We start from the raw sequence: 24,090 nt of genomic DNA on the forward strand, positions 1-24,090 counted from the left end.
TCCAATCAAAGGCAATCAATAGGTGTTCACTCCTGGCTCGCTTTGTTCCAGTCATCACTTCCAGTCGCTTTTACAAGCTCCGTTCTCGTTCTTCCTTGCACACACTCTCTGCGTCGTTCACGCTTCGCTATTTTGTCCGTTATAGTTTTTAGTGTGTTCCGCTTCGCTTCACCTAAATCAAGGAACACGTCCAACGCTCGCCGTGTTGTGGCGGTTGCTCCCTGTACTCTCAGTACGCCCTGCAAGGTGTAGCGAAGCTACGCCGGAATAGATTTGCTACCTGCTTCGTTCCTCGCAGTACGCTTCAGGGCTATGCTTTCAGCACACTGCGCCACATTGCTCCTCGTCGTGCCTCCTCGTCCGCATCCCGTGTCGCAGGCTTCGGTACATTGCCGCAACACCGCCACATCGCTCCTCGGTAAGTAAAAAGGCTTTTTTATACCACTAACCGCATAATGCCTTTTTACTTCCCTGCGGTGCTTGGGGGTGTTTATTGTTGAACCGCATAGGTTACTGAGCCTGTCGAAGTACTAACGCCCTTCGGTTGTTTGCTCATTTTTTTAGAAGAAAGCCAATGAGGCTTTTTCTTAAAAATGGAGCTCTCTCTTTTGGCTTTCTTCCAAAAAAATCGAGCACCACAAGGCTAAAGTACCTGTAAACTAAAGGTAAACACTCGAAGAATAGTAAATACTTGCCAATGGATAAAGGATAAATAAACGGATTTTTATATATTTGGAATGTAGCAATACAAGACGTTCTTTAAAAAAACAGTTGTAGTTAGAGGTAAGGCAAGCGGAAAAATTTTTTTTTACTGGTTTTATCAGAAAAGACATACCCAAAGTAGTGGTAACCCTAGTAAAAAACGCATAAATTATTATCCTTTTGGTTCGCTCGTGCCTAACCGCCATGGTAGCTCAAAACCAAATGGTTATCGTTATGGGTTTAATGGAAAAGAAGACGACCAAATTAAAGGGGAAGGAAATAGTTATGATTTTGGGGCTAGGATGTATGACCCGAGAGTAGGGAGATGGTTTAAGCAAGACCCCTTGTTTATGAAATATGCTTATGATTCCCCATATAGTTTCGCTGGGAATAGTCCGATATCAATCATTGATCCTGATGGAAAAAGAAAGAGAAAAGTAACTATTACAGCAAATGAAAATGGTGAAATTATTAAAACAGATGCAAAATTAGTTGATTATTCATTAAAAAGAAAAGTAAGATACGAAACTGACCCGTTATCTGGTGATGCTGTTAAAGTCTATGATTATTATGATACTGTAGATGTAGAGTACATAGTAAAGGATAAAAACAATAAAGTTTTAACTAGAAAAATCGTAAAAAACGATTCAGAAACACTTTCACATTCTGGAGTGTCTCCTATAACACCAGAAGCTTGGTTGATATTAAATGATAGAATCGATGATATCCCTCAAGAAAAGAATGACCCTTTGAAAGGAAATGAAAAAGGACATTTTAAAGGAGGTATTACACTAGTAGTAGATGATGCTGGGAATATATTAAATGTTAGAGGTTTGGAACGAATTAATTCAGTAAGTAATACCACACAAATTGATATTTCAGAGCTTTATATGATAGCATCTGGACAAGTTGGTGCGCCATCTATATCGCACCTAGATAATATAAACAAACTTGCAGATGGTGTAAAAGTGATGGAACAAGTTGAAAATGCAGCTAAATCAACAGTTAAACAAGTTGATGAATTAAATAAAAAAGAATCTAATCCTAAATCAAAAGATAGTGTCTATATGGTTAAAACTGGACCTGGTGAATATACTAGAAACGATGTGCTTGAAAGACAGAAAAATAAGAAAAAAACTAATAAATAATGACGAAACATTTTAAAGTTATATTGATTATATTATTATTTTGTATTGCAATCATTTCTTTTTTAATTTATGAAAATATATTTGAAAAAAATATGTTTTAAAGGAATTTTATGCAAATGGAAAATTAAAAGGGATAAATGAATATAAAATTAAAAATTGCGATACTGTCTTTGACGGTAAATTTATTAATTATAATAATAAAGGGAATGTTACATCTGAAGGTCAATTTTTGAATAATGAACCATTTGGTTATTGTACATATTATTGCGAAAATGGTATAAAAGAATCTAAACATTATAGAAAAAATAGCAATATTACTTTAGAGAGTTTTTTTTATAGTAAAAGAGGTCTGCTTTCTAGATATGTAGTTAGTGATACGAATGATGTTCCTTTTTATGTTATACAATATGATAAAATAGGAGTAACCAGAAGTAGTGGACTACTTCAAGTTGAGTTGTTTCAACATGAACTTGATAAGCATTTGTATAATAAAGAGAAATTTGTAAAATATACTCAAAAGAAGAATGAACATAAAGTTGGAGGCAAAATTAATTGCAGGTTTATCTATCCGAATATTCCAAATTCAAAAAAAAGTTATAGTATTGAAATAGAAAATTCAATAAATAAATATAAATTAAAAAATATTAAATATTCAAAACCATTTTTCTACGATTTAGAAGAAAAATTTTGTGTAAAGGGAAGAAATACTATTCAGAGTATAGTAAGGTATAAGTTTAATGACAATGTGACACCTATGTTTATTGATACATTAAAATTTGATATTTATGTAAAGTAAGTTTATTTAAAACCAGATTACCTACCGATAACTATGGTTTTTCCAAATAATAATTGTTAAACTTTTCGATTATTTTTTGCGAATAATTCAATAACTTTATCTTGAAAAAACACAATAAGTCTTGCGAAGGGTAAGGAGTTTTTTACTTCTTACCTTTCAAAAGAAAATTTATATGTTTTTGATTAAGCTGCTTTTCTTTCGTATAGCTTATTATCTCTTACACAGGCGCAAATTCGGTGTACTAATTTGTTCCTAATATTATTTATTACTAGCATTTTGTTTTTGCCTTCAGCTACTTTTCTTTCAAAATACTCTTTGAGTTCACCTTTTGCTGAAATACAAGAAAGCGCACACATATGCAACTGTTTTTTGAGTGTTTTATTAGCCATATAATGGACTTTTGGTTTTGCTCTTACACTTTTTCCAGAGCTGTATTCAAAAGGTACCACACCGCAATAACAAGCTAATTGCCTTGGGTTTTCATACATTGTGAACTCATTGGTAAAACAAATCAACAACAAAGCGGTTATTTTTCCAACTCCAACAACTGAAGTTGCTTTTTCATATAAATTAGAAAGTTTTTCATCATCTTCGATGACTTTATCCAATTCTTTTTCAATGTTTTTTAAATCTTTCTCTATTCCTTGAATGGTTGTTTTGGAATATTTTTCATTTAGCTTAGCCAGTTCTGGCTCAAAACTTTTGAGTTCATTGGTGTTTTTAACTAACAAGGCTTTGGTTTTTACCAAATGATCTCTAAGAGTCAGTAACTTTCTAATTTTATCAATTACTTTTCTTGGCGGTTGATAAAACTGGGCTTCTTCTTGATTTTTCATCGCATAATAGGCTATTCTTCCAGCATCTATTTTGTAATTCTTACCTCTTTGAACTCCTAAACTGCGAATAATTTTTAAAGACATTTCAACCCAAACAGAGAACTCTTTATCAAGCAAATGGGGGATAATTATTTTGCCATATAAACCTGTATGTTCAAGGCAAACTAAGGTGTTTTTCGCATTAGATTGATTGGATTTCAACCAAGCTATCAATTCTTTTAAACCTTTGCTATCATTAGTAAACTGATTGTGAATGCTGTTGTTTTTATCACCATTCAAAATCACTACTGCATCAAAATATTCTTTTGACACGTCGATTCCTAGAAAATTACTAAATTTACTCATAGAAAAAGATTTTAAAATTAGCAACCAAGTTATTGAATCTTCTATCCAAGCCTTGATAATAGTCCTTTATGACTGAATAACTATTTGATGCTGATTCAATAAAACTGACAAAGTCCTGATCGAGGGATAAGCCTAAAATCTTTGCGGCGCGAATGGTTTACTTTGTCAGTTTTGGTTGTTATTAAATTTACGAATTTTTCAAAGAACAAATCTAAAGGTTGTTTGCTCATTTTTTTAGAAGAAAGCCAAAGAGGCTTTTCTTAAAAATGAATCGCTCTCTTTTGGCTTTCTTCCAAAAAAATCGAGCACCACAAGGCTAAAGTGCCTGTAAACTAAAGGTAAACACTCGAAGGTTAGTAAATACTTGCCAATGGATAAAGGATAAATAAACGGATTTTTATATATTTGGAATGTAGCAATACAAGACGTTCTTTAAAAAAACAGTTGTAGCTAAAGGTAAGGCAAGCAGGAAAATTTTTTTTACTGGTTTTGTCAGAAAAGACATACCCAAAGTAGTGGTAACCCTAGTAAAAAACGCATAAATTATTATCCTTTTGGTTCGCTCGTTCCTAATAGGCACGGATACAGTAAAGACTACCGTTACGGCTTCCAAGGACAGGAAAAAGATGACGAGTTAAAAGGTGAAGGGAACTACATAAACTTCACTTATAGAGGACACGACCCAAGGGTGGGAAGGTTTTTTGCGGTGGATCCTAAAGAAGATGAATATCCTTGGAACTCGTCTTATGCTTTTAGTGAAAATAGAGTATTGGATGCTATTGAGTTAGAAGGGGCAGAACATTTAAATGTTAATGTTTATCGCGTTTTCAAAAACAAAGGCGGTAAATATGAAGCAACGAAACAAATGAGTTATACTCAACAAAATGTTGGGACTTGGTCAGGTACAAAATCACAGAATCAATTTAATATTTATGGTGCGGATGGAATGGTAAAGGCGATTTATACTGGAGATAATTCTGCTTTAAAAATGAAGAAAGCAGGTATAACTATTAAAGAACTTAATTCAGGTGTAGGTACAGCAACTACCATTAAAAAAGCTTTAAAATATGTTGCTACTTCAAATGACAGAGAAGCTAAGGCATTTAGAGAGACACTTAAAAATGTAGCTGTAGGTACAGTTGGGGTGATTTTAGCTCCTGTCATTGCTCCAACAGCTGCAATCTTAGATGTTGGAGCAGTTGGCACAATGTCTGCTACAGATGTAATGTTAACCAAAGCTGCAATAAGTGTTAGCACACAAGCATTGATAAGCAAAGACGTTAACCTTGTTAAAGTGGCGGGAGATACTTTTTTGCGCCAGTAGTCGGAAGTGCAATTGGGAATTCATCTAATTTAAGTATGAAATCAATGATTGATTTAAATTCTAAGACTCCTGTTTTTTCAATTTCTAGTGAAAGTGCTTTTAGAACTGGAATGATAACTGATTTGACATTAGGAGCATTAAAAACGAAAATTCCAGTTGGTAATTTAGAGCCAGGTTCTGCTCAAACTGTCGGACAAGCTGTGATTGATACCACTGTTGAAATTAATTCTCAAGTGTTATCAAATAAAATTAATGACAACAATTGTTCCAGTGAAGAAAAATGTGATTAATAAACTATAATTATGATTCTTAATAAATCTAAAATCCTTTTATATATACTCCTTTTATGTATAGTTTCGCTATTTTATTATAGGTATTGTGTATTGTTGCCAAGGGTTGAGAAAGAAGGAAAATATACAATTGGAGAAGTTACTGAATATCGCATTAAAAAAGGAGGTTCGTATAATGTGTTTTTTACTTTTGTAGTAAAGGGAAAAAAATTTAAAAATTATTCAAACGCTAGTTTTGAATTAGTTGAAAATTTAAAAATTGGTAACAGATTTCTTGTTGTTTTTCTTGAGAACGATAATATCTTAGGCTCTCCTGGAATAATATTAGACAACCCAGTCCCTGATAGTGTTTTAGTTGCTCCACCTGATGGATGGAAAAGTAAACCTGAATGGGCTAAATAAAATTAGAAGGCTCGAACCCGATCCCCTGCCGTCGCGAGCATTAGGTGTCATTGGGATAACTATGGTTTTACCCGTAGTCGCGGGAATGACAAAAAGTGAGTCTCAACACAAAGGTTACCAGATGGCGCAGGAATGACGCAAAGTGAGTCTCAACGCAAACGTTAGCGCGATTTTGTAAACATAAGTGTTCGAAACCTTAAATTTTATAATTTTACAAGAAACTATGCAAGTTTCGGAAGTGTTAAATTATATTCCAAAAGAGGAATTAGAAAGATTATCATTAAAGTACAAGGTTGATTACCAAGTTAAAAAGCTCAATGGGCAAACGATGTTTCAACTTTTACTTTTTTCAATGCTAAATGTAAAAAATAATAGCCTGAGGGTTATGGAGGAATTTTATCATTCATTAGCATTTAAAAGTATTGCAAACAATAGTTTTGACGGAGTAAAATACAATTCGATAAGAGACCGATTAGTTACTATAAATCCGTGTTATTTCGAAGCAATTTTCAAAAGTTGCTTGAAACAATTTCAAAATAAATATCTTAATAAAAAGCACAACATCATTGCTTTCGACTCTACTTTAGTCAGTATTTCTTCTAAATTATTTGAAGAAGGAATGCAGATTAACAAACAAGGAGATAAAAGATTTGTGAAATTTAGTATGGCTTTTTCGAATGTTCCTATACACTCAAAGATATTTACAGAACAAGCTTTCGTTTCTGAAGATTTTGCTTTAAAAGATTTGATAAATGAATGTCCTCTAAGTCCAGAAAATATATTGGTCTTTGACCGCGGACTTCAGGCAAGAAGTGCATTTGAAAGTTTTAATAACCAGAATTTTATTTTTGTTACTCGTCTTAATAATTATACTCGATTTGATATAGTTGAGGAATTTAAAATAGTTCAAAACGAAACAGAAAGATTATATATTGAAAGAGATTTGAAGATCATATTGTTTGATAAACGAAATAAAAAAACAACTTCATTTTTAAGGTTAATCATTGCAAGAGAAAAGGAAAGTAATGAAATATTCTATTTTTTAAGTAATAGTAATGACCTGACTTCTAAAGAGATTGTCGATATTTACAAAAAGCGATGGGAGATTGAAGTGTTTTTTAAATTTATAAAACAAAACTTAAACTTTAGTCATTTGATTTCTAGGAATCTAAACGGAATAAAGGTTGTTATGTATATGACTTTGATAATGGCGATCCTTTTGACAGTTTATAAAAAACTAAACAATCTAAAAGGGTACAAAATACCAAAACTAAAATTTGCTAACGAGTTAGAAGTATTAATCATCAAAGATATTGTGGAAAAATGCGGTGAAAACCCAAATCAAGTTGAGGATATTTTCAAACCAAAATAGGGTTTCGAACACTTATGGCGTGACGCTCGAACTATCGGTGGGCGGGAGCGGGATTTTATATTTATCAATAGTAATTATTTGAGAATCTAACTGTCCAATTTCCCTCATCTGATAAAAAGACATATATTCTTTTATACTTTTTATTTATTTGTAAATCAAAACAAGATTTTTTTGATATCGACTCAATTTTAAGAATAGGTACAATTTTGTCATTTTTATAACTGTATCCAAAATAGTTTGTATGATTATCAGAATTACTAGCTGTTTTTAAAAATTTGTCGTAATAAATTTTATTATTGACAAAAGCTTTTATAGAATCATTAAATGATTGTAAAAAGATAACTACAAAACCTTGTTTCTTAATATCTTCAGAAGATATTTTTTGAGATTTTAAAGGTTTATCATATTGTATAGTAATACTATTGTTACAACTAATACTTTTTATGGTTTGTTGTGTTGGGGAGCAACTAATTAAAGTAGTTAGTGTTAAAAACGAAATTAAAAAAGAGATAGTTTTCATAAGTTGGATTTATTGTCGTTTTTTAATTAATTCATCCATACTTTTAAACTGACCACTGGTTAGTTTTGTTCCTGAATTTGAACGATTATCTACATTAGTATTCTCTGATGAATTCATAAGGTTTTTTTGAACGGTTGAATCGCTTACTGCTGATGTCCCTTGTCTTATATCAGGATTGCTTATTTCCCAAGGATGTTCGAGACCAGCTGTGTGCCCAGCTTCGTGATTAAATGTTCTAGATATAGCTGAATTAGCTCTTTTACTACCATCTACTGTTACATTTAAATCAAAACTGTTGTTTTGTGTCTGACCTAGTTTTGCTGTCAGTCCACCAAAATAAGTTTTACCAACTACTTCTTGAGTTTCTTTGTCAAAAACTGGGTAAGATTTCGTATCCTGTAGAATAACTAAAAAATCTCCTTTTGCTTCAGTAACATTTTGTATAACTAAATTACCTGTTGCACCTTCTCCAGTGAAAATTTTATTAAAATTTTCTTTCAAAGTTTCTTGTAATTTTCCAACTTGTATTTCAGATAAACCAGAATTATTATGCATCTGAACAGTTAATTGTCTTGTAGTCGTTCCATCTTGATTTTTAATGCTTTCCCATTCCAGACCTTCTAATTCTACTCCATCAATAACCCTGTTCTCACTAAAAGCGTACGGAGAATTGTGTGGGTATTTAGGAGCCAGCGGGTCAATAGCAAAAAACCTTCCCAACCTAGGGTCGTGCATTCTAAATTCATAATTCAACGAATTCCCTTCCCCTTTAATTTGGTCATCTTTTTCTTGTCCTTGGAATCCGTAACGGTAGTCTTTACTGTATCCGTGGCGATTAGGAACGAGCGAACCAAAAGGATAATAATTTATGCGTTTTTTACTAGGGTTACCACTACTTTGGGTATGTCTTTTCTGATAAAACCAGTAAAAAAAAATTTTTCCGCTTGCCTTACCTCTAACTACAACTGTTTTTTTAAAGAACGTCTTGTATTGCTACATTCCAAATATATAAAAATCCGTTTATTTATCCTTTATCCATTGGCAAGTATTTACTATTCTTCGAGTGTTTACCTTTAGTTTACAGGTACTTTAGCCTTGTGGTGCTCGATTTTTTTGGAAGAAAGCCAAAAGAGAGAGCTCCATTTTTAAGAAAAAGCCTCATTGGCTTTCTTCTAAAAAAATGAGCAAACAACCGAAGGGCGTTAGTACTTCGACAGGCTCAGTAACCTATGCGGTTCAAGAATAAACACCCCCAAGCACCGCAGGGAAGTAAAAAAGGCGTTATGCGGTTAGTGGTATAAAAAAGCCTTTTTACTTACCGAGGAGCGATGTGGCGGTGTTGCGGCAATGTACCGAAGCCTGCGACACGGGATGCGGACGAGGAGGCACGACGAGGAGCAATGTGGCGCAGTGTGCTGAAAGCATAGCCCTGAAGCGTACTGCGAGGAACGAAGCAGGTAGCAAATCTATTTCGGCGTAGCTTTGCTACACCTTGCAGGGCGTACTGAGAGTACAGGGAGCAACCGCCACAACACGGCGAGCGTTGGACGTGTTCCTTGATTTAGGTGAAGCGAAGCGGAACACACTAAAAACTATAACGGACAAAATAGCGAAGCGTGAACGACGCAGAGAGTGTGTGCAAGGAAGAACGAGAACGGAGCTTGTAAAAGCGACTGGAAGTGATGACTGGAACAAAGCGAGCCAGGAGTGAACACCTATTGATGGCTCTACATTGGAAGATTATTTGATTGGATGAAAAGTGTTTATCATTTCGTGAAGTTCTTCTAAATTGTCTTGTTGGTAGCGTTCTGTACTGCTGATATATCTATGTCCTGCTAGATATTGGGTTTTTCGAAGATTGTTTGATTTGAGCCAGTTTACTATTACACTGTTTCTGATTGGATTGGCAGTATAACACAAACTGTGTAAGTTAAAAAGTTATTCTGAAAAATTAGCTCGCTTAAAAGAGCTAAAATTTTTCGGAAATAACTTTTTAACGTTTTATATATTTACATAGTTATGATAGACAAAGAAGACTTATTAAACAACAAGGATTTTTTTAAATCCTTTAAAAATGGAGAAGATTTATCTTCCTTTTTTAAGCAAATGCATAAACGAGCAGTAGAACACATGCTCAATGCCGAACTAGATGCTCACTTAGATACCGAAAAACATCAAAAAACCTCTGACGGCAATTATCGTAATGGTCATGGAACCAAGAAGATTAAGACTTCCTTTGGAGAAGATCAAATTAAAGTCCCAAGAGATAGAGAAGGTAGTTTTGAACCTGTTTTAGTCCCTAAAAGACATAATATTATTGATGGTTTAGAGAATGTTATCATTTCATTTTATGCTAAAGGAATGAGTGTTAGTGATATTGAAGAGCAAATCAAAGAAATGTATAATTTTGACATTTCAACTTCTACCATTTCAAGAATTACTAATGCAGTAGCAAGTGAGATAGTAACCTGGCAAAACAGACCATTAGATGAAGTTTACTTAATTGTTTGGATGGATGGAATTGTTTTCAAAGTTCGTGAAAACTCAAAAGTAATCAATAAAACTATCTATTTAGCAGTAGGACTTAATCATGAAGGACGAAAAGAAGTTCTTGGTATGTGGTTAGGTAAGAATGAAAGTTCAAGCTTCTGGATGAGTGTTTTAACCGATTTAAAAGCCCGCGGAGTGGAAGATATTTTAATAACGGCTACCGATAATTTAAACGGATTTACTCAAACCATACGTTCTGTTTTTCCTGAATCACAAACACAGATTTGTGTGGTTCACCAAATAAGAAATGCTTGTAGATATGTCGTATGGAAAGATAAAAAGCAATTTACAACCGACATGAAACTAGTCTATACAGCACCAACAAAACAAGCCGCCGAGTTAGCTCTAGAAGATTTTGCTCAAAAATGGGAATCTAAATATGGATATGCTATCAAATCTTGGAGGGAAAATTGGGACGAATTAACCATCTTTTTGACTTCCCGTTAGAAATCCGCAAAATTATTTATACCACAAATTTAATTGAAAATCTTAATGGGAAAATTCGCAAGTACACCAAAAACAAAATGTCGTTTCCAACAGATGAGGCGGTAATAAAATCGGTTTACCTTGCCTTAAAAGAAGCAACTAAAAAATGGTCGATGCCAATACAAAATTGGGGTATTGTTTTAAACCAATTTAATCTTATATTTGAAAAAAGGCTCAGATTATAAAATCCAAGCCTAAACTTTTTAACTTACACACTTTGTAGGATAGTGTCTTTTTATGAGAAGTAAGCTTACTTCTCTTTGTGATTATGAATTAAGGAATTAGTAATAGGAAGAATAGTTCTTAGTATGATTACTCTTATATAAAATTGTGTATATTGGAAAATTTAGAGTTTTTTCTTTTCTATTTTTCTAGTTTCTAGGTCAAAATTTGTTCTCATTGACACATAGATTTTATTTGTGTTCAGAATTGTGTCAAAAATCCTTTTGTTTGTACTTAAAACTGCCATATGTATTTTAAAAATTAGACATAAAAAAAACTCACAAACCAGTTAGAGCAGGTGAATTGAATACACCTAGTCCAGCTGACAGAGAGGCTTTAGATGTTTTAAATCAATCCAAACAATATATTTATCATGATGGGCAAAGAACTACAATATATAGAGGTAAAGGTTCTGAAGCTGATGCATCAACAACAAAATATTAATTTATGGCTATAATGATAGATGGAAGGAGTAAATGTAAGATTTGTGGTAATGTTATGTATTCGAAAGAAGAATTGATAGCTTTTCCACGCTTCTTAATAAACGAAGATGACCCACTTTTCTTTTTTATGATAGGATATTTCATGAGCATTGCTTTTTAAATTATTCAATGAGTAAAATTCTAATTAAAAAATTATTGGAAGAAGGTTATTTTGAAGAATTTAAAAAATATAAAAATATGTTGTCCAGCCCCGATTACTATGATAAAAGCAAATAATAATTGTTAAACTTTTCGATTATTTTTTGCGAATAATTTAATAATTTTATGTAGCAAAAACACAATAAGTCTTGCGAAGGGGAAGAAGTTTTTTACTTCTTTCCTTTCAAAAGAAAAATTTATTTATTGTTTTTTATGCTACTTCTCTTATTTGGTAATGTCTGTTTTCTCTAACACAAGCACATATAATGTGTACAAGTTTGTTTCTTACGTTATTTAAGACAAGCATTTTGCTTTTACCTTCTGCTACTTTACGTTGGTAATAAATTTTCATTTCTGGATTATGCATTACACAAGACAAAGCACACATATGCAATTGTTTTTTTAATTTCTTATTAGCCATAAAATGCACCTTCGGCTTAGCTCTTATACTTTTTCCAGAGGTATATTCAAAAGGAACAACTCCACAATAACAAGCTAATTGTCTTGGGGATTGAAAAGTTGTAAATTCTTTTGTAAAACAAATTAATGATAAAGCAGTAACCTTTCCAACACCAGGAACAGAAGTGATAGTATTGTACAAAGAATTTAATTTTTCATCTTCTAAAATAAGAGTTTCTAAATCTTTTTCAATCTTTTTAATGTCCTGATTAATTCCTTTGATACTTTGCTTTTGATGTTTTTGAGTTATCCTATAAAGCTCTTTATCCAATAACTTTAGTTCATTTACATTTGTAATCAAAGTAGCTTTAAACGCTACCATTTTTTCACGTAAAGACAACAATACTCGTATTTTTTCTAAAGACTTTTTAGGTGCTTTAAAAAGGGTTACTTCGTCTTGATTTTTAAAAGCGTAAAGTGCAATTCGTTCTGAATCAATCTTATCATTTTTACCTCTTTGAAGACCACTGCTTCGAATGATTTTTAAAGACATTTCTATCCAAGTGTTACAATTCTTAGCAAGAAGAACACTAGACAATACTTTACTATACATCCCTGTGTGTTCCATACATATCAATGTATTTTCAATAGAGGCATTTTCTTGTTTAAGCCATTTTAGAAAACCCTTAACACCTTTAACAGAATTAGCAAATTGATTGTGTTTTTGAATGTTACTTTCGACCAATAAAGTAGCATCGAAATACTCTTTGGAAATATCAATTCCAATAAAATGATTAAATTTGTTCATAACATTGAGTATTAGATAACCAAATACTGAATTCTTTCGAAACCTTGATAATAGGTCTAAAAACCTTAATTACTACTCTGAAGCTTTTCAGTATAAACCAACAAAGTCCTAATCGGGTCGTAAGTCGTTAACTTTGATCGCTCGAGGGTTCACTTTGTTGGTTTGGTCATTTTTGTTATAATTTACAAATTTTTCAAAGAACAAAACTAAAGGTTATCTGATGATGCTGTTAAAGTCTATGATTATTATGATACTGTAGATGTAGAGTACATAGTAAAGGATAAAAATAATAAAGTTTTAACTAGAAAAATCGTAAAAAACGATTCAGAAACACTTTCACATTCTGGAGTGTCTCCTATAACACCAGAAGCTTGGTTGATATTAAATGATAGAATCGATGATATCCCTCAAGAAAAGAATGACCCTTTGAAAGGAAATGAAAAGGACATTTTAAAGGAGGTATTACACTAGTAGTAGATGATGCTGGGAATATATTAAATGTTAGAGGTTTGGAACGAATTAATTCAGCAAGTAATACCACACAAATTGATATTTCAGAGCTTTATATGATAGCATCTGGACAAGTTGGTGCGCCATCTATATCGCACCTAGATAATATAAACAAACTTGCAGATGGTGTAAAAGTGATGGAACAAGTTGAAAATGCAGTAGCTTCAACAAAAAAAACAAGTAGATAACTTTAAAAAAACTACACAATTTAGTTCTAATAAAGAGTCCGATTCAATAACAGTAAGTACTTATGATCAAAACAATGGCGGTAAGTTTGTTAAAAGTGAGAGAGTTGCAAGAAAAAATTTGAGTAAAAAATAAGTTACTATGAAAAATTTAATTCTTTTTATTCTTCTATTAATTTTTATCTCTTGTAAAAAGAATAAAGTGATTGAAAGAATAAACCCTGAAAACAATGAAAGAGAAATATATAATTATATTATAAAAGAAGGAGACACTGTATTACAGGGAAAATCTTATACATACAATCAAGATGGAGCGCTTGTATTAAAGTGCAGTTATAAAAACAACAAACTCGACGGTAATTTATATAGATTTTTTGATAGTGGTAAATTAAAAGAAATCCAAAATCTCAGAAATGGAATGAATGATGGGATTGCTGTATCATATTTTAAAAATGGAAAAATAAATACTTTATTGACATATAGTCGAGATACTTTGTGTGGGGATGGTTTCTATAATTATGAAAACGGGAACTTAAGGAAATATATGTTATATGATAGTCTTGGAAAAGTACCATTTATAATTCGTTTAGATTCTTTAGGTAGGATAAAAAGTTATGAAGGAAAACCTGTGAACTGTTTTTTAGATTCAGACAAAATTAAATTTGGAGAAAAATTTAAAATGGATTGTATGTTGGCGAATATCCCAAATACAATAAGAAAAGTTGAATTTATCTATTCAGATTTTCATAAAGGAAAAATAAAGATTAAAAAATCAGGAGTAAATTATTTATTACTAGAAGAGACAAAATATAAAAAAGGAAAAAATCTTTTATATGTTATAGTAACTTATAAATTTAATAAAAAGTATTATAATCAAATTTTAAAAGATACTGCTTTTATAGATTATTATGTAAATTAATCTGACCCCCAGCCCATAAGTGTTCGAAACCTTAAATTTTATAATTTTACAAGAAACTATGCAAGTTTCGGAAGTGTTAAATTATATTCCAAAAGAGGAATTAGAAAGATTATCATTAAAGTACAAGGTTGATTACCAAGTTAAAAAGCTCAATGGGCAAACGATGTTTCAACTTTTACTTTTTTCAATGCTAAATGTAAAAAATAATAGCCTGAGGGTTATGGAGGAATTTTATCATTCATTAGCATTTAAAAGTATTGCAAACAATAGTTTTGACGGAGTAAAATACAATTCGATAAGAGACCGATTAGTTACTATAAATCCGTGTTATTTCGAAGCAATTTTCAAAAGTTGCTTGAAACAATTTCAAAATAAATATCTTAATAAAAAGCACAACATCATTGCTTTCGACTCTACTTTAGTCAGTATTTCTTCTAAATTATTTGAAGAAGGAATGCAGATTAACAAACAAGGAGATAAAAGATTTGTGAAATTTAGTATGGCTTTTTCGAATGTTCCTATACACTCAAAGATATTTACAGAACAAGCTTTCGTTTCTGAAGATTTTGCTTTAAAAGATTTGATAAATGAATGTCCCCTAAGTCCAGAAAATATATTGGTCTTTGACCGCGGACTTCAGGCAAGAAGTGCATTTGAAAGTTTTAATAACCAGAATTTTATTTTTGTTACTCGTCTTAATAATTATACTCGATTTGATATAGTTGAGGAATTTAAAATAGTTCAAAACGAAACAGAAAGATTATATATTGAAAGAGATTTGAAGGTCATATTGTTTGATAAACGAAATAAAAAAACAACTTCATTTTTAAGGTTAATCATTGCAAGAGAAAAGGAAAGTAATGAAATATTCTATTTTTTAAGTAATAGTAATGACCTGACTTCTAAAGAGATTGTCGATATTTACAAAAAGCGATGGGAGATTGAAGTGTTTTTTAAATTTATAAAACAAAACTTAAACTTTAGTCATTTGATTTCTAGGAATCTAAACGGAATAAAGGTTGTTATGTATATGATTTTGATAATGGCGATCCTTTTGACAGTTTATAAAAAACTAAACAATCTAAAAGGGTACAAAATACCAAAACTAAAATTTGCTAACGAGTTAGAAGTATTAATCATCAAAGATATTGTGGAAAAATGCGGTGGAAACCCAAATCAAGTTGAGGATATTTTCAAACCAAAATAGGGTTTCGAACACTTATGCCCCCAGCCCCGCGAAGTCCCCCACTGGTGCTCGTTTATAACGAGTACCTACATACAGGAAAAAGAAAAACAGAGCATTTGTAATGCGGGTGATACTGTAAAAATAAAAAGTTATAAAAAGAAACACGCTTTTGCTTCATTCTTCGCAATGACAGGGCGTGTTTTGTTTTTTTTTATGAGAAGTAAGCTTACTTCTCTTTGTGATTATGAATTAAGGAATTAGTAATAGGAAGAATAGTTCTTAGTATGATTACTCTTATATAAAATTGTGTATATTGGAAAATTTAGAGTTTTTTCTTTTCTATTTTTCTAGTTTCTAGGTCAAAATTTTGTTCTCATTGACACATAGATTTTATTTGTGTCCAGAATTGTGTCAAAAACCCTTTCGTTTGTACTTAAAACTGCCATATGTATTTTAAAAATTAGACATAAAAAAAACTCACAGACCTAGTATTTACAGTGTCTTGTGAGTTTTTTGGTAATTTTAAGTATTCATATTTGTGATCCAATCAGGATTCGAACCTGAGACCTACTGCTTAGAAGGCAGTTGCTCTATCCAGCTGAGCTATTGGACCTTTTAGATAAAAATCTAAACTTTTCTATGTCGGGGTGGCAGGATTCGAACCTGCGACCTCCTGGTCCCAAACCAGGCGCGATGACCGGGCTACGCTACACCCCGAAAAGCTAAATAAAAGCGGAGAGACAGGGACTCGAACCCTGGCATCGGTTACCCGATGACAGATTAGCAATCTGCTCCGTTACCACTCCGGCACCTCTCCTTAATTAATTTAATATTTTAATGAACGTATGATTATGTAAGTCATTAATTTGTGATCCAATCAGGATTCGAACCTGAGACCTACTGCTTAGAAGGCAGTTGCTCTATCCAGCTGAGCTATTGGACCTTTTAGATAAAAATCTAAACTTTTCTATGTCGGGGTGGCAGGATTCGAACCTGCGACCTCCTGGTCCCAAACCAGGCGCGATGACCGGGCTACGCTACACCCCGAAAAGCTAAACAAAAGCGGAGAGACAGGGACTCGAACCCTGGCATCGGTTACCCGATGACAGATTAGCAATCTGCTCCGTTACCACTCCGGCACCTCTCCAAACATTCTTTACAAGAACTTTAATTCGTTTTGCGGTTGCAAAGATATAATAAGATTATGTTTTTACAAGTATTTATTCGTTTTTTTTAAAAAAAAATAAAGTCTATTTTTATTGTTCTTGTAACAGCTTAGTGGTTAAATGTTTAGGTTTTTGAAAAGCAAAAGAGTTTAATGTAAAATATGTAGATCATACTGTTTGTGTTGAATAATTATATACGTATCGTAGTTTTTAAATAAAAATTAGACTATAATGAAATGTAAAATAAAAGTTTTAACTTGTTATTTAATGTGAATATTCATTAAAGAGTTTATTTTTTCTATTTTAAATTACTAATTTCGCACAAACTAATTTAGAAAATCATTTGTAATGAAAAAAGTAGTTATAGTATCAGCTGCCCGTACACCAATAGGAAGTTTTATGGGAGCTTTATCTTCTGTTACAGCTCCACAATTAGGTGCTGTTGCTATTAAAGGTGCTTTAAATAAGATAAATTTAGATCCAGCCTTAGTTAATGAGGTTTATATGGGAAATGTAGTACAAGCAGGTGTTGGACAAGCTCCAGCTAGGCAGGCCGCATTATTTGCAGGTCTTACTAATGATGTTGCTTGTACTACTGTAAATAAAGTATGTGCATCAGGTATGAAAGCTGTAATGATGGGAGCTCAGGCTATTATGTGTGGAGATGCAGATATTATTGTGGCAGGAGGTATGGAAAATATGTCCTTAATTCCACATTACGTACATATGCGCAATGGTGTAAAGTTTGGTTCTACTACATTTATAGATGGAATGCAAAAAGATGGACTAACAGATGCTTATGATAATAATGCTATGGGAGTATGTGCAGATTTATGCGCAACAGAACATAATATTACTCGTGAAGAACAAGATAATTTTGCAATCCAATCATATAAGAGATCAGCAGCTGCTTGGGATGCGGGAAAATTTGATAACGAAATTGTTCCAGTTACAATTCCTCAAAGAAAAGGAGATCCTATAGTAGTTTCAAAAGACGAAGAATATGCGAATGTTAAATTAGATAAAATTCCAGCTTTAAATCCCGTTTTTACAAAAGAAGGTACAGTTACCGCTGCAAATGCTTCGACTATTAATGATGGAGCTGCTGCTTTAGTTTTAATGAGTGAAGAAAAAGCAAATGAATTAGGTTTAAAACCATTGGCTTATATTAAAGGATATGCCGATGCAGCACAAGAACCAAAATGGTTTACTACTGCTCCAGCTAAAGCATTACCATTAGCTCTAAATAAAGCAGGTATCACTTTAGATCAAGTGGACTTTTTTGAATTTAATGAAGCTTTTTCCGTTGTAGGTTTAGCAAATGCTAAAATATTAGGTTTAGATAATGAAAAGGTTAATGTAAATGGTGGAGCTGTTTCATTAGGACATCCTCTAGGATGTTCTGGAGCTAGAATTATTGTTACTTTATTAAATGTATTAGAGCAAAATAATGCAAAAATAGGAGCAGCAGCTATTTGTAATGGCGGTGGTGGTGCTTCTGCTATTGTAATAGAGAAAATCTAATAATAAAATCTTATGAGTTATGGACTTAAGTCTTTATGTATAAAATAAACTAGTTCATAACTCATAATTAAAATATCATGATAGATAAAATGTTTGGCATTTGTAATTTAGCTAATATTCCTTTACGTTTTGAACCTAATGATCGTAGTGAACTAGTTTCGCAAGTTTTGTTTGGTGAACATTTTCAAATAATTGATCAGAATTCTAAATGGTCTAAAATTAGATTAGCTTTTGATCATTATGAAGGGTGGGTAGATAACAAACAATTTCAATTTATTACAGCTCAACAATATGAGTGTTTAAAAAACGCTGACTTGTTTTTAAATGGAGATTTAATGGAATATATTACATCACCAGATAATACATTAATACCGATACCATTAGGAGCCGCTTTAAGTTTTTTATCTATATCTGATATAAATGTAGAAAATTACCAGTTTGAAGGATTAAAAGTTAGTGGACAAAAATCAAAAGCTGAAATTATAAATACAGCTTTCATGTATTTAAATAGTCCTTACTTATGGGGGAAAACCCCTTTTGGAATTGATTGCTCTGGTTTTACCCAAATGGTTTATAAGTTAAATGGCTATAAACTTCTTAGAGATGCTTCACAGCAAGCAACACAAGGAGATCCTCTTAGTTTTATAGAAGAAAGTGAACCTGGTGATTTGGCTTTTTTGATAATGAAGAAGGAAATATTATTCATGTAGGAATTATAATGGAAAATAATTATATTATACATGCTAGTGGTAAAGTTAGAATAGATCGATTAGATCATTTAGGAATATATAATGCAGAATTAAATAAGCATACTCATAAACTTCGCGTAATAAAAAAAATAGTGTAGCCTATGTTTTAGCTGTGTAAAAAGAGATTATATCCTTTTCCTTTTTTAAGATGTTTTTATTTCCTTACTCTTAGTGTGTCTATTCTAAAAAAGTAGAGCAATAGATTGTGTTTAATACAAGATACAATGTTTTTCCGTTCAATTTATATTTAATATATTATACTAATCTGTGATTTTTTAATTCTTTAAAAGATATTTTATTACAGGTTATTTTTTATTAAATAAAATTATCTTTGCATACGGTTTACATTCGATTAAATATGATCCCAAACGATACTATTGTTGCTTTAGCTACACCTTCGGGAGCTGGTGCAGTTGCTTTAATTAGAATTTCAGGAAAAGAAGCTATAAATATTGCTAATCAGTCTTTTAAATCAATTAAAAATAAAGATTTAACAAAGCAAAAATCACATACTCTACATTTAGGTCATATTGTAGATGGTGAAAAGATACTTGATCAAGTTTTGGTTTCTATTTTCAAGGGACCTCATTCCTATACAGGCGAAAATACTATAGAAATTTCATGCCATGGTTCTACATTTATACAGCAACAAATTATCCAACTTTTTTTACGTAAAGGATGTCGTATCGCACAAGCGGGCGAGTTCACCTTGCGTTCATTCTTAAATGGAAAAATGGACTTGTCACAAGCAGAAGCGGTTGCTGACTTGATTGCATCCGATAATGAAGCTTCACACCAAATTGCCATGCAACAAATGCGCGGCGGATTTAGCAACGAATTAGCCAAATTAAGAGAAGAATTACTCAACTTTGCCTCTTTAATTGAATTAGAACTCGACTTTGCAGAAGAAGATGTTGAATTTGCCGATAGAAGTCAATTCATAGATTTACTAAACCGTATAGAATTTGTTTTAAAACGATTAATCGATTCGTTTGCTGTAGGTAATGTAATTAAAAACGGAATACCTGTAGCTATTGTAGGCGAACCTAATGTGGGTAAATCTACCCTCTTAAATGCCTTACTCAACGAAGAGCGTGCCATAGTTAGCGACATTGCAGGTACCACACGTGATACTATAGAAGACGAATTAGTGATTAACGGTATAGGTTTCCGATTCATAGACACTGCAGGTATACGCGAAACACAAGATGTTGTAGAAAGCATAGGTATCCAAAAAACCTTTGAAAAGATCGAACAAGCTCAGGTGGTTTTATTATTAGTGGATGGTTCTAAGTTAATAGTTGATGGTTCATCCCCTATAAAAATCGAAATTGAAAAAATAAAAAATAAATATCCTTTAAAACCTTTGGTAATCATTATCAATAAAAAAGACATTATCGCTCAAGAAATGATTACTCAATTTCAAGTAGAACTAGCAACCAACAACCAACAACCAACAACCAACAACCAACAACTAACAACCTTATTCATTTCGGCTAAAAACAAAGAAGGTATCGAAGAATTAAAAAATACTCTTTTGTCATTTGTGAATACTGGTGCTTTACGAAATAACGAAACAATAATAACAAATACAAGACATTACGATTCTTTACTTAAAGCACTAGAAGAAATTCAAAAAGTACAATGGGGTATGCAACAAAATCTGTCTTCTGATCTCATGGCTATTGATATCCGACAGGCATTATATTATTTTGGTGAGATTACGGGTGAAGTAACTAATGATGAATTGTTAGGAAATATTTTTGCGAATTTTTGTATCGGGAAGTAATAACATGTATTACCTTGATACTATCATATATAAAATGCTGCATCAAACTACATAGAAAATTTTAAAATTAATTACTTCAATATCAGAACGAATTGCAGTAATTAATGCTATCCATTTATACAAACCTGCTAAAGAGTTAAGGAAAAGAAACCGTATTAAAACGATTCAATCTTCTTTAGAAGTAGAGGGGAATATGCTCACAGAAAAACAAAAAACTGTTTTACTAGAAAAAAAAAGAGTCTTAGCACCTCAAAAGGGTATTTTAGAAGTGCAAAATGCTATTAAGCTATATGACCAATTTATAAAAATATCTGATGAAATAGGATATTTTACGTTGTTTATTAAATAATTCTACAAGTATTATTAAGCCTTCTTAAAATGCAAAATAATAACTTAACAGCTATTGAAAGGATTAACCTCTTTCAAGAAATCATTAAATCAAATTTATTTAACAGAAAAGAGTATTTGTTACACTTCAAGGAAATTAGTAGAGTCACTGCAAGTAGAGACTTAAAATGAGGTGGGGAGTTGAAAATAATATTTTAACTATATCTGGAGATAAAATACTAACGATTATAACTAAACTTCTTGTTTTAGTTTACTTTATTTTGCTTTGAAAACGTATAGATAAGCACTTTTAAATATTAGAAAGATTATTAATTTTAATCTAAAATATTTTTTAAATAATAGAATGAAATAATTTTATCAGCATATTTTACTTTTATATCAATAGCAAAGAATAAAGTTATGATTCTTTATGACTTTAAAGAAATTAATATTAGAATTTTTACGTTTTAACCTCAGTTTTACACAGTTTTTTATGATTATTATTAAATTGCTTGCTTTTTTCTAATAAATACATTAGAAAAGTGGTTAGAATAAGATTTCATGTTTAAATCTTTATTGAATGAAATAAATTCTATTTAGAATTAATATCAATTAAAAAAATTACTTATGACTAAGAAAGTAAAGTTGTAAAAAGGAAATATTCACAAAAGTAAATGGAATTTTCCTAAAGAGATTTTAGAAATCAAGTTCTAAATTTGTATAAAAAAGGAGTAGATATGGCAAACATTAAAAAAGCGTATGTGGCAGGTGGATGTTTCTGGGGGATGGAAGATTTATTTAGAAAAAGACCTGGTATTATTGACACAGAAGTTGTTTATTTAGGAGGAGAAAATGACAATCCTACTTATAGAAATCACCCTGGTCATGCAGAAGGAATCGAATTAACTTATGATACCTCGATTACTAATTTTAAAGAAATATTAGATTATTTTTTTAGAATTCATAACCCTACTACGATTGATAGACAAGGAAATGATATAGGAAGTAGTTATCGCTCTGCTATTTTTTATCAAGATGAAGAAGAAAAGATACAAGCACAAGACATGATAAATTTAGTAGAAAAATCGAATAAATGGGAAGCAAAAGTTGCTACAACTTTAGAACCTTTTACTAAAGCTTGGCTTGCAGAAGAATACCATCAAGATTATTTAGTAAAAAATCCTAATGGTTATACATGTCATTTTGAAAGATTTGATACTTTTCTTCATTCATTATAAAAATCACAAAAATAGATTAAAAGTGACGAAAAATATTGAAATTATATAATAAATAACTAATAATGTGATGAATAAGAATGAATGAGTTGCTTTAATATTAATTTTCAAAATGACAAAAAAAGGTATTATTATATATAAAACTAATTAATATTTAAACGTATGGAAACAGAAAAATGGAATATTATAAAGACAGAAAATGATGTTCTTGAAATTATTGAAAAATCAAATAATAAACCACAAGTTATTTTTAAAGATAGCGTAAGCTGTGGTATTAGTGCATTTGCAAAAGAGCGATTAATAAACGGATTTAATCTAATTGAAGAACTATCAGATTTTAACTATTTAGATTTACATGCTTATAGATCTGTTTCAAATTTTATTGCTCAAACTTTAGATGTTATCCATCAATCGCCACAAATTATAGTTCTAATAAATGGTAAAGTAATTTATAGAGATTCTCATCATACAATTGAAGCAAATAAAATAGCAGATAAAATTACTGATTTTGTAAAATCCTAGGATACGATAATAGCTATTTAAGATTTTATATCAATTAAAAAGGTTACAATATTTTCTTTTAAAGACATATAATGATTAGAATCATCAGTATTTTGCTGGGTTCAAATTAAGATACCTCTTAGAATAAAATAAAAAGAGACTGCCTAAAAGAATAAAAGCAGAGTTAAGTTTGTTTTGTAATCAAAAAGAAATCTGATAATGAACGTATCTGATTTAATTCATTTACTTATATTTTAAGTATAGAATCTCTTTTTAATGATATAAGAATTTGCTAACTTTTAGACAGTCTCTAACTAAATGTTTTTATTATACTTTATAGGATAAATAAAGTATTCTATAAAGTATAATAAAGACCTACATTAAATCTATTTCCTAAAGAGTTAAGGTCAAAATTAAAAGTATTTGTTTCTGCTTTTACATTTGTTTTAGAATCTTTTGATGTGTGAGATGTAAATCCTAAAAGGCCTAAAGAACCTACTACTGTGATTTTAGGAGATAAAGCATATCCAAAACCAGCATTTAAATTAGTATTAAGTTCGAAAGTATTGTTTTTAGTTTCAATACTAGCAGAATTATTTTTTATTATAACAGTTGAATTTCCTGGTAATAGTCCAACATTAACACCAACAAAAGGTCTAAAAGCATTACTTCCTTCGCCAAAGAAATAACGACTGTAAATAGTTCCTCCGTATTGATTTTCTTTTTCTTCTTTTTCTCTATTTTGAATATCTCTTTTTGTACCTTGAGTTGTAAACCCAACACCTAATTGAATATTATTTGTTAAAAAAGTACCCACTTCAGGTGAAAAGTTCCATGTAGTACCTTCAGATAGAGTTGTGCTTTCTACTTTTGTTTTAGTGCTCGAATAACCCACTTGACCTCCTACATAAAAGCTTCCTTTTTGAGCAAATGCACTTGATGTAATTAATATTGCGGTTGCAATTAAAAAATTTTTCATAAAAACTATGTTTTAAAAATTAATAAAGCACTTATCTCAATTTTTATTCCAAATACTTAAAATATTTAATTAATCGATTGTTTTAATAATGTGATATTTTTTTGTTTTTCATTTTTGTATAACAAAAATATTTTTATGTAAAAAATAATGTTATAATATAAAAGTTGTTTTATTTATAT

At 31.2% G+C, this 24,090-nt stretch carries 21 protein-coding genes, 6 tRNA genes and 2 pseudogenes; 18 read left to right on the forward strand and 11 right to left on the reverse strand.

Annotated features, from left to right (window positions below):
- The first annotated feature begins 866 nt into the window (after positions 1-866).
- Both JJC03_RS13260 and JJC03_RS13265 read left to right on the forward strand, forming a co-directional pair.
- Entirely contained in the window at positions 867-1,850 is a 984-nt protein-coding gene (locus JJC03_RS13260) for an RHS repeat domain-containing protein (protein WP_258932627.1), read from the forward strand.
- Between the two features lie 229 nt (positions 1,851-2,079).
- A complete protein-coding gene (locus JJC03_RS13265; protein WP_235873459.1) occupies positions 2,080-2,646 on the forward strand; it encodes a hypothetical protein in 567 nt (188 codons plus the stop codon).
- Between the two features lie 182 nt (positions 2,647-2,828).
- On the opposite strand, the gene JJC03_RS13270 is transcribed toward JJC03_RS13265, so the two are convergent.
- On the reverse strand, positions 2,829-3,827 hold the full coding sequence (locus tag JJC03_RS13270; RefSeq protein ID WP_235873460.1) for an IS110 family RNA-guided transposase: 999 nt from the start codon (positions 3,825-3,827) through the stop codon (positions 2,829-2,831).
- Between the two features lie 688 nt (positions 3,828-4,515).
- Here JJC03_RS13270 and JJC03_RS13275 point away from each other — a divergent pair.
- The 4 genes from JJC03_RS13275 (at position 4,516) to JJC03_RS13290 (ending at position 7,215) form a co-directional block, all read left to right on the forward strand.
- Complete coding sequence (locus JJC03_RS13275) at positions 4,516-5,151, forward strand: hypothetical protein (RefSeq protein WP_235873461.1); 636 nt, start codon at positions 4,516-4,518, stop codon at positions 5,149-5,151.
- A gap of 35 nt (positions 5,152-5,186) precedes the next feature.
- Entirely contained in the window at positions 5,187-5,441 is a 255-nt protein-coding gene (locus tag JJC03_RS13280) for a hypothetical protein (protein WP_235873462.1), read from the forward strand.
- Positions 5,442-5,534: 93 nt separating this feature from the next.
- Positions 5,535-5,843, forward strand: a complete 309-nt coding sequence (locus JJC03_RS13285) for a hypothetical protein (RefSeq protein ID WP_235873463.1) — start codon at positions 5,535-5,537, stop codon at positions 5,841-5,843.
- Between the two features lie 223 nt (positions 5,844-6,066).
- The gene (locus JJC03_RS13290; RefSeq protein WP_235873464.1) at positions 6,067-7,215 is read left to right on the forward strand and encodes an IS4 family transposase; all 1,149 of its coding nucleotides are present in this window, start codon (positions 6,067-6,069) and stop codon (positions 7,213-7,215) included.
- A gap of 64 nt (positions 7,216-7,279) precedes the next feature.
- On the opposite strand, the gene JJC03_RS13295 is transcribed toward JJC03_RS13290, so the two are convergent.
- Together JJC03_RS13295 and JJC03_RS13300 are read right to left on the reverse strand one after the other, a co-directional pair.
- A complete protein-coding gene (locus JJC03_RS13295; protein WP_235873465.1) occupies positions 7,280-7,735 on the reverse strand; it encodes a hypothetical protein in 456 nt (151 codons plus the stop codon).
- A 9-nt stretch (positions 7,736-7,744) separates the two neighbouring features.
- A complete protein-coding gene (locus tag JJC03_RS13300) occupies positions 7,745-8,671 on the reverse strand; it encodes an RHS repeat-associated core domain-containing protein (RefSeq protein WP_309597807.1) in 927 nt (308 codons plus the stop codon).
- A gap of 1,083 nt (positions 8,672-9,754) precedes the next feature.
- On the opposite strand from JJC03_RS13300, the pseudogene JJC03_RS13305 reads away from it, so the two are divergent.
- Positions 9,755-10,956, forward strand: a pseudogene (locus JJC03_RS13305) (IS256 family transposase).
- Between the two features lie 340 nt (positions 10,957-11,296).
- Positions 11,297-11,437, forward strand: coding sequence for a hypothetical protein (locus tag JJC03_RS13310; RefSeq protein ID WP_235873466.1), 141 nt, complete (start codon positions 11,297-11,299; stop codon positions 11,435-11,437).
- Positions 11,438-11,845: 408 nt separating this feature from the next.
- On the opposite strand, the gene JJC03_RS13315 is transcribed toward JJC03_RS13310, so the two are convergent.
- Complete coding sequence (locus JJC03_RS13315; protein ID WP_235873467.1) at positions 11,846-12,841, reverse strand: IS110 family RNA-guided transposase; 996 nt, start codon at positions 12,839-12,841, stop codon at positions 11,846-11,848.
- Positions 12,842-13,189: 348 nt separating this feature from the next.
- On the opposite strand from JJC03_RS13315, the gene JJC03_RS18115 reads away from it, so the two are divergent.
- The 4 genes from JJC03_RS18115 to JJC03_RS13330 all read left to right on the forward strand — a co-directional run bounded on the left by JJC03_RS18115 (position 13,190) and on the right by JJC03_RS13330 (position 15,662).
- Positions 13,190-13,312 (forward strand): hypothetical protein, encoded by a 123-nt coding sequence (locus tag JJC03_RS18115; protein ID WP_258931901.1) that lies wholly within the window; start codon positions 13,190-13,192, stop codon positions 13,310-13,312.
- Positions 13,313-13,350: 38 nt separating this feature from the next.
- On the forward strand, positions 13,351-13,539 hold the full coding sequence (locus JJC03_RS13320) for a hypothetical protein (protein ID WP_235873468.1): 189 nt from the start codon (positions 13,351-13,353) through the stop codon (positions 13,537-13,539).
- A gap of 139 nt (positions 13,540-13,678) precedes the next feature.
- Positions 13,679-14,455 (forward strand): toxin-antitoxin system YwqK family antitoxin, encoded by a 777-nt coding sequence (locus JJC03_RS13325; RefSeq protein WP_235873469.1) that lies wholly within the window; start codon positions 13,679-13,681, stop codon positions 14,453-14,455.
- A gap of 58 nt (positions 14,456-14,513) precedes the next feature.
- Positions 14,514-15,662, forward strand: coding sequence for an IS4 family transposase (locus JJC03_RS13330; RefSeq protein WP_235873470.1), 1,149 nt, complete (start codon positions 14,514-14,516; stop codon positions 15,660-15,662).
- Positions 15,663-16,180: 518 nt separating this feature from the next.
- Here JJC03_RS13330 and JJC03_RS13335 read toward each other — a convergent pair.
- The 6 genes from JJC03_RS13335 to JJC03_RS13360 form a co-directional block, all read right to left on the reverse strand.
- Positions 16,181-16,254: transfer RNA gene (locus JJC03_RS13335), tRNA-Arg, on the reverse strand.
- A gap of 29 nt (positions 16,255-16,283) precedes the next feature.
- Positions 16,284-16,358: transfer RNA gene (locus JJC03_RS13340), tRNA-Pro, on the reverse strand.
- Positions 16,359-16,374: 16 nt separating this feature from the next.
- Positions 16,375-16,458: transfer RNA gene (locus tag JJC03_RS13345), tRNA-Ser, on the reverse strand.
- A 52-nt stretch (positions 16,459-16,510) separates the two neighbouring features.
- Positions 16,511-16,584, reverse strand: a tRNA-Arg gene (locus JJC03_RS13350).
- 29 nt (positions 16,585-16,613) lie between these two features.
- Positions 16,614-16,688 (reverse strand) — tRNA-Pro (locus JJC03_RS13355).
- A gap of 16 nt (positions 16,689-16,704) precedes the next feature.
- A tRNA-Ser gene (locus tag JJC03_RS13360) sits at positions 16,705-16,788 on the reverse strand.
- Between the two features lie 367 nt (positions 16,789-17,155).
- Here JJC03_RS13360 and JJC03_RS13365 point away from each other — a divergent pair.
- The 6 genes and pseudogenes from JJC03_RS13365 (at position 17,156) to ytxJ (ending at position 22,953) form a co-directional block, all read left to right on the forward strand.
- Positions 17,156-18,331: an acetyl-CoA C-acyltransferase gene (locus JJC03_RS13365; RefSeq protein ID WP_103715598.1), complete on the forward strand. Its 1,176-nt coding sequence runs from the start codon at positions 17,156-17,158 to the stop codon at positions 18,329-18,331.
- Positions 18,332-18,420: 89 nt separating this feature from the next.
- Positions 18,421-19,178 (forward strand): annotated as a pseudogene (locus JJC03_RS13370) (C40 family peptidase).
- 260 nt (positions 19,179-19,438) lie between these two features.
- Positions 19,439-20,869 (forward strand): tRNA uridine-5-carboxymethylaminomethyl(34) synthesis GTPase MnmE, encoded by a 1,431-nt coding sequence (gene mnmE / locus JJC03_RS13375; RefSeq protein ID WP_088445474.1) that lies wholly within the window; start codon positions 19,439-19,441, stop codon positions 20,867-20,869.
- A 193-nt stretch (positions 20,870-21,062) separates the two neighbouring features.
- Entirely contained in the window at positions 21,063-21,218 is a 156-nt protein-coding gene (locus tag JJC03_RS13380; protein WP_174647546.1) for a hypothetical protein, read from the forward strand.
- Positions 21,219-21,933: 715 nt separating this feature from the next.
- Positions 21,934-22,434, forward strand: coding sequence for a peptide-methionine (S)-S-oxide reductase MsrA (gene msrA, locus JJC03_RS13385; protein ID WP_235873471.1), 501 nt, complete (start codon positions 21,934-21,936; stop codon positions 22,432-22,434).
- Positions 22,435-22,593: 159 nt separating this feature from the next.
- On the forward strand, positions 22,594-22,953 hold the full coding sequence (gene ytxJ, locus JJC03_RS13390; RefSeq protein WP_088400086.1) for a bacillithiol system redox-active protein YtxJ: 360 nt from the start codon (positions 22,594-22,596) through the stop codon (positions 22,951-22,953).
- Between the two features lie 334 nt (positions 22,954-23,287).
- Here ytxJ and JJC03_RS13395 read toward each other — a convergent pair whose 3' ends face one another.
- The gene (locus JJC03_RS13395) at positions 23,288-23,911 is read right to left on the reverse strand and encodes an outer membrane beta-barrel protein (RefSeq protein WP_235873472.1); all 624 of its coding nucleotides are present in this window, start codon (positions 23,909-23,911) and stop codon (positions 23,288-23,290) included.
- Between the last annotated feature and the right edge of the window lie 179 nt (positions 23,912-24,090).

Source organism: Flavobacterium oreochromis (assembly GCF_019565455.1).
Lineage (GTDB): Bacteria > Bacteroidota > Bacteroidia > Flavobacteriales > Flavobacteriaceae > Flavobacterium > Flavobacterium oreochromis.

Bases quoted from the DNA above. Each gene is read 5' to 3' on its own strand.
- JJC03_RS13395 (WP_235873472.1), bottom strand. From the start codon at position 23,911: ATGAAAAATTTTTTAATTGCAACCGCAATATTAATTACATCAAGTGCA.
- JJC03_RS13295 (WP_235873465.1), bottom strand. From the start codon at position 7,735: ATGAAAACTATCTCTTTTTTAATTTCGTTTTTAACACTAACTACTTTA.
- JJC03_RS13330 (WP_235873470.1), top strand. From the start codon at position 14,514: ATGCAAGTTTCGGAAGTGTTAAATTATATTCCAAAAGAGGAATTAGAA.
- JJC03_RS13290 (WP_235873464.1), top strand. From the start codon at position 6,067: ATGCAAGTTTCGGAAGTGTTAAATTATATTCCAAAAGAGGAATTAGAA.
- JJC03_RS13270 (WP_235873460.1), bottom strand. From the start codon at position 3,827: ATGAGTAAATTTAGTAATTTTCTAGGAATCGACGTGTCAAAAGAATAT.
- JJC03_RS13315 (WP_235873467.1), bottom strand. From the start codon at position 12,841: ATGAACAAATTTAATCATTTTATTGGAATTGATATTTCCAAAGAGTAT.
- mnmE (WP_088445474.1), top strand. From the start codon at position 19,439: ATGATCCCAAACGATACTATTGTTGCTTTAGCTACACCTTCGGGAGCT.
- JJC03_RS13380 (WP_174647546.1), top strand. From the start codon at position 21,063: ATGCTCACAGAAAAACAAAAAACTGTTTTACTAGAAAAAAAAAGAGTC.
- JJC03_RS13325 (WP_235873469.1), top strand. From the start codon at position 13,679: ATGAAAAATTTAATTCTTTTTATTCTTCTATTAATTTTTATCTCTTGT.
- JJC03_RS13280 (WP_235873462.1), top strand. From the start codon at position 5,187: ATGAAATCAATGATTGATTTAAATTCTAAGACTCCTGTTTTTTCAATT.
- ytxJ (WP_088400086.1), top strand. From the start codon at position 22,594: ATGGAAACAGAAAAATGGAATATTATAAAGACAGAAAATGATGTTCTT.
- msrA (WP_235873471.1), top strand. From the start codon at position 21,934: ATGGCAAACATTAAAAAAGCGTATGTGGCAGGTGGATGTTTCTGGGGG.
- JJC03_RS13365 (WP_103715598.1), top strand. From the start codon at position 17,156: ATGAAAAAAGTAGTTATAGTATCAGCTGCCCGTACACCAATAGGAAGT.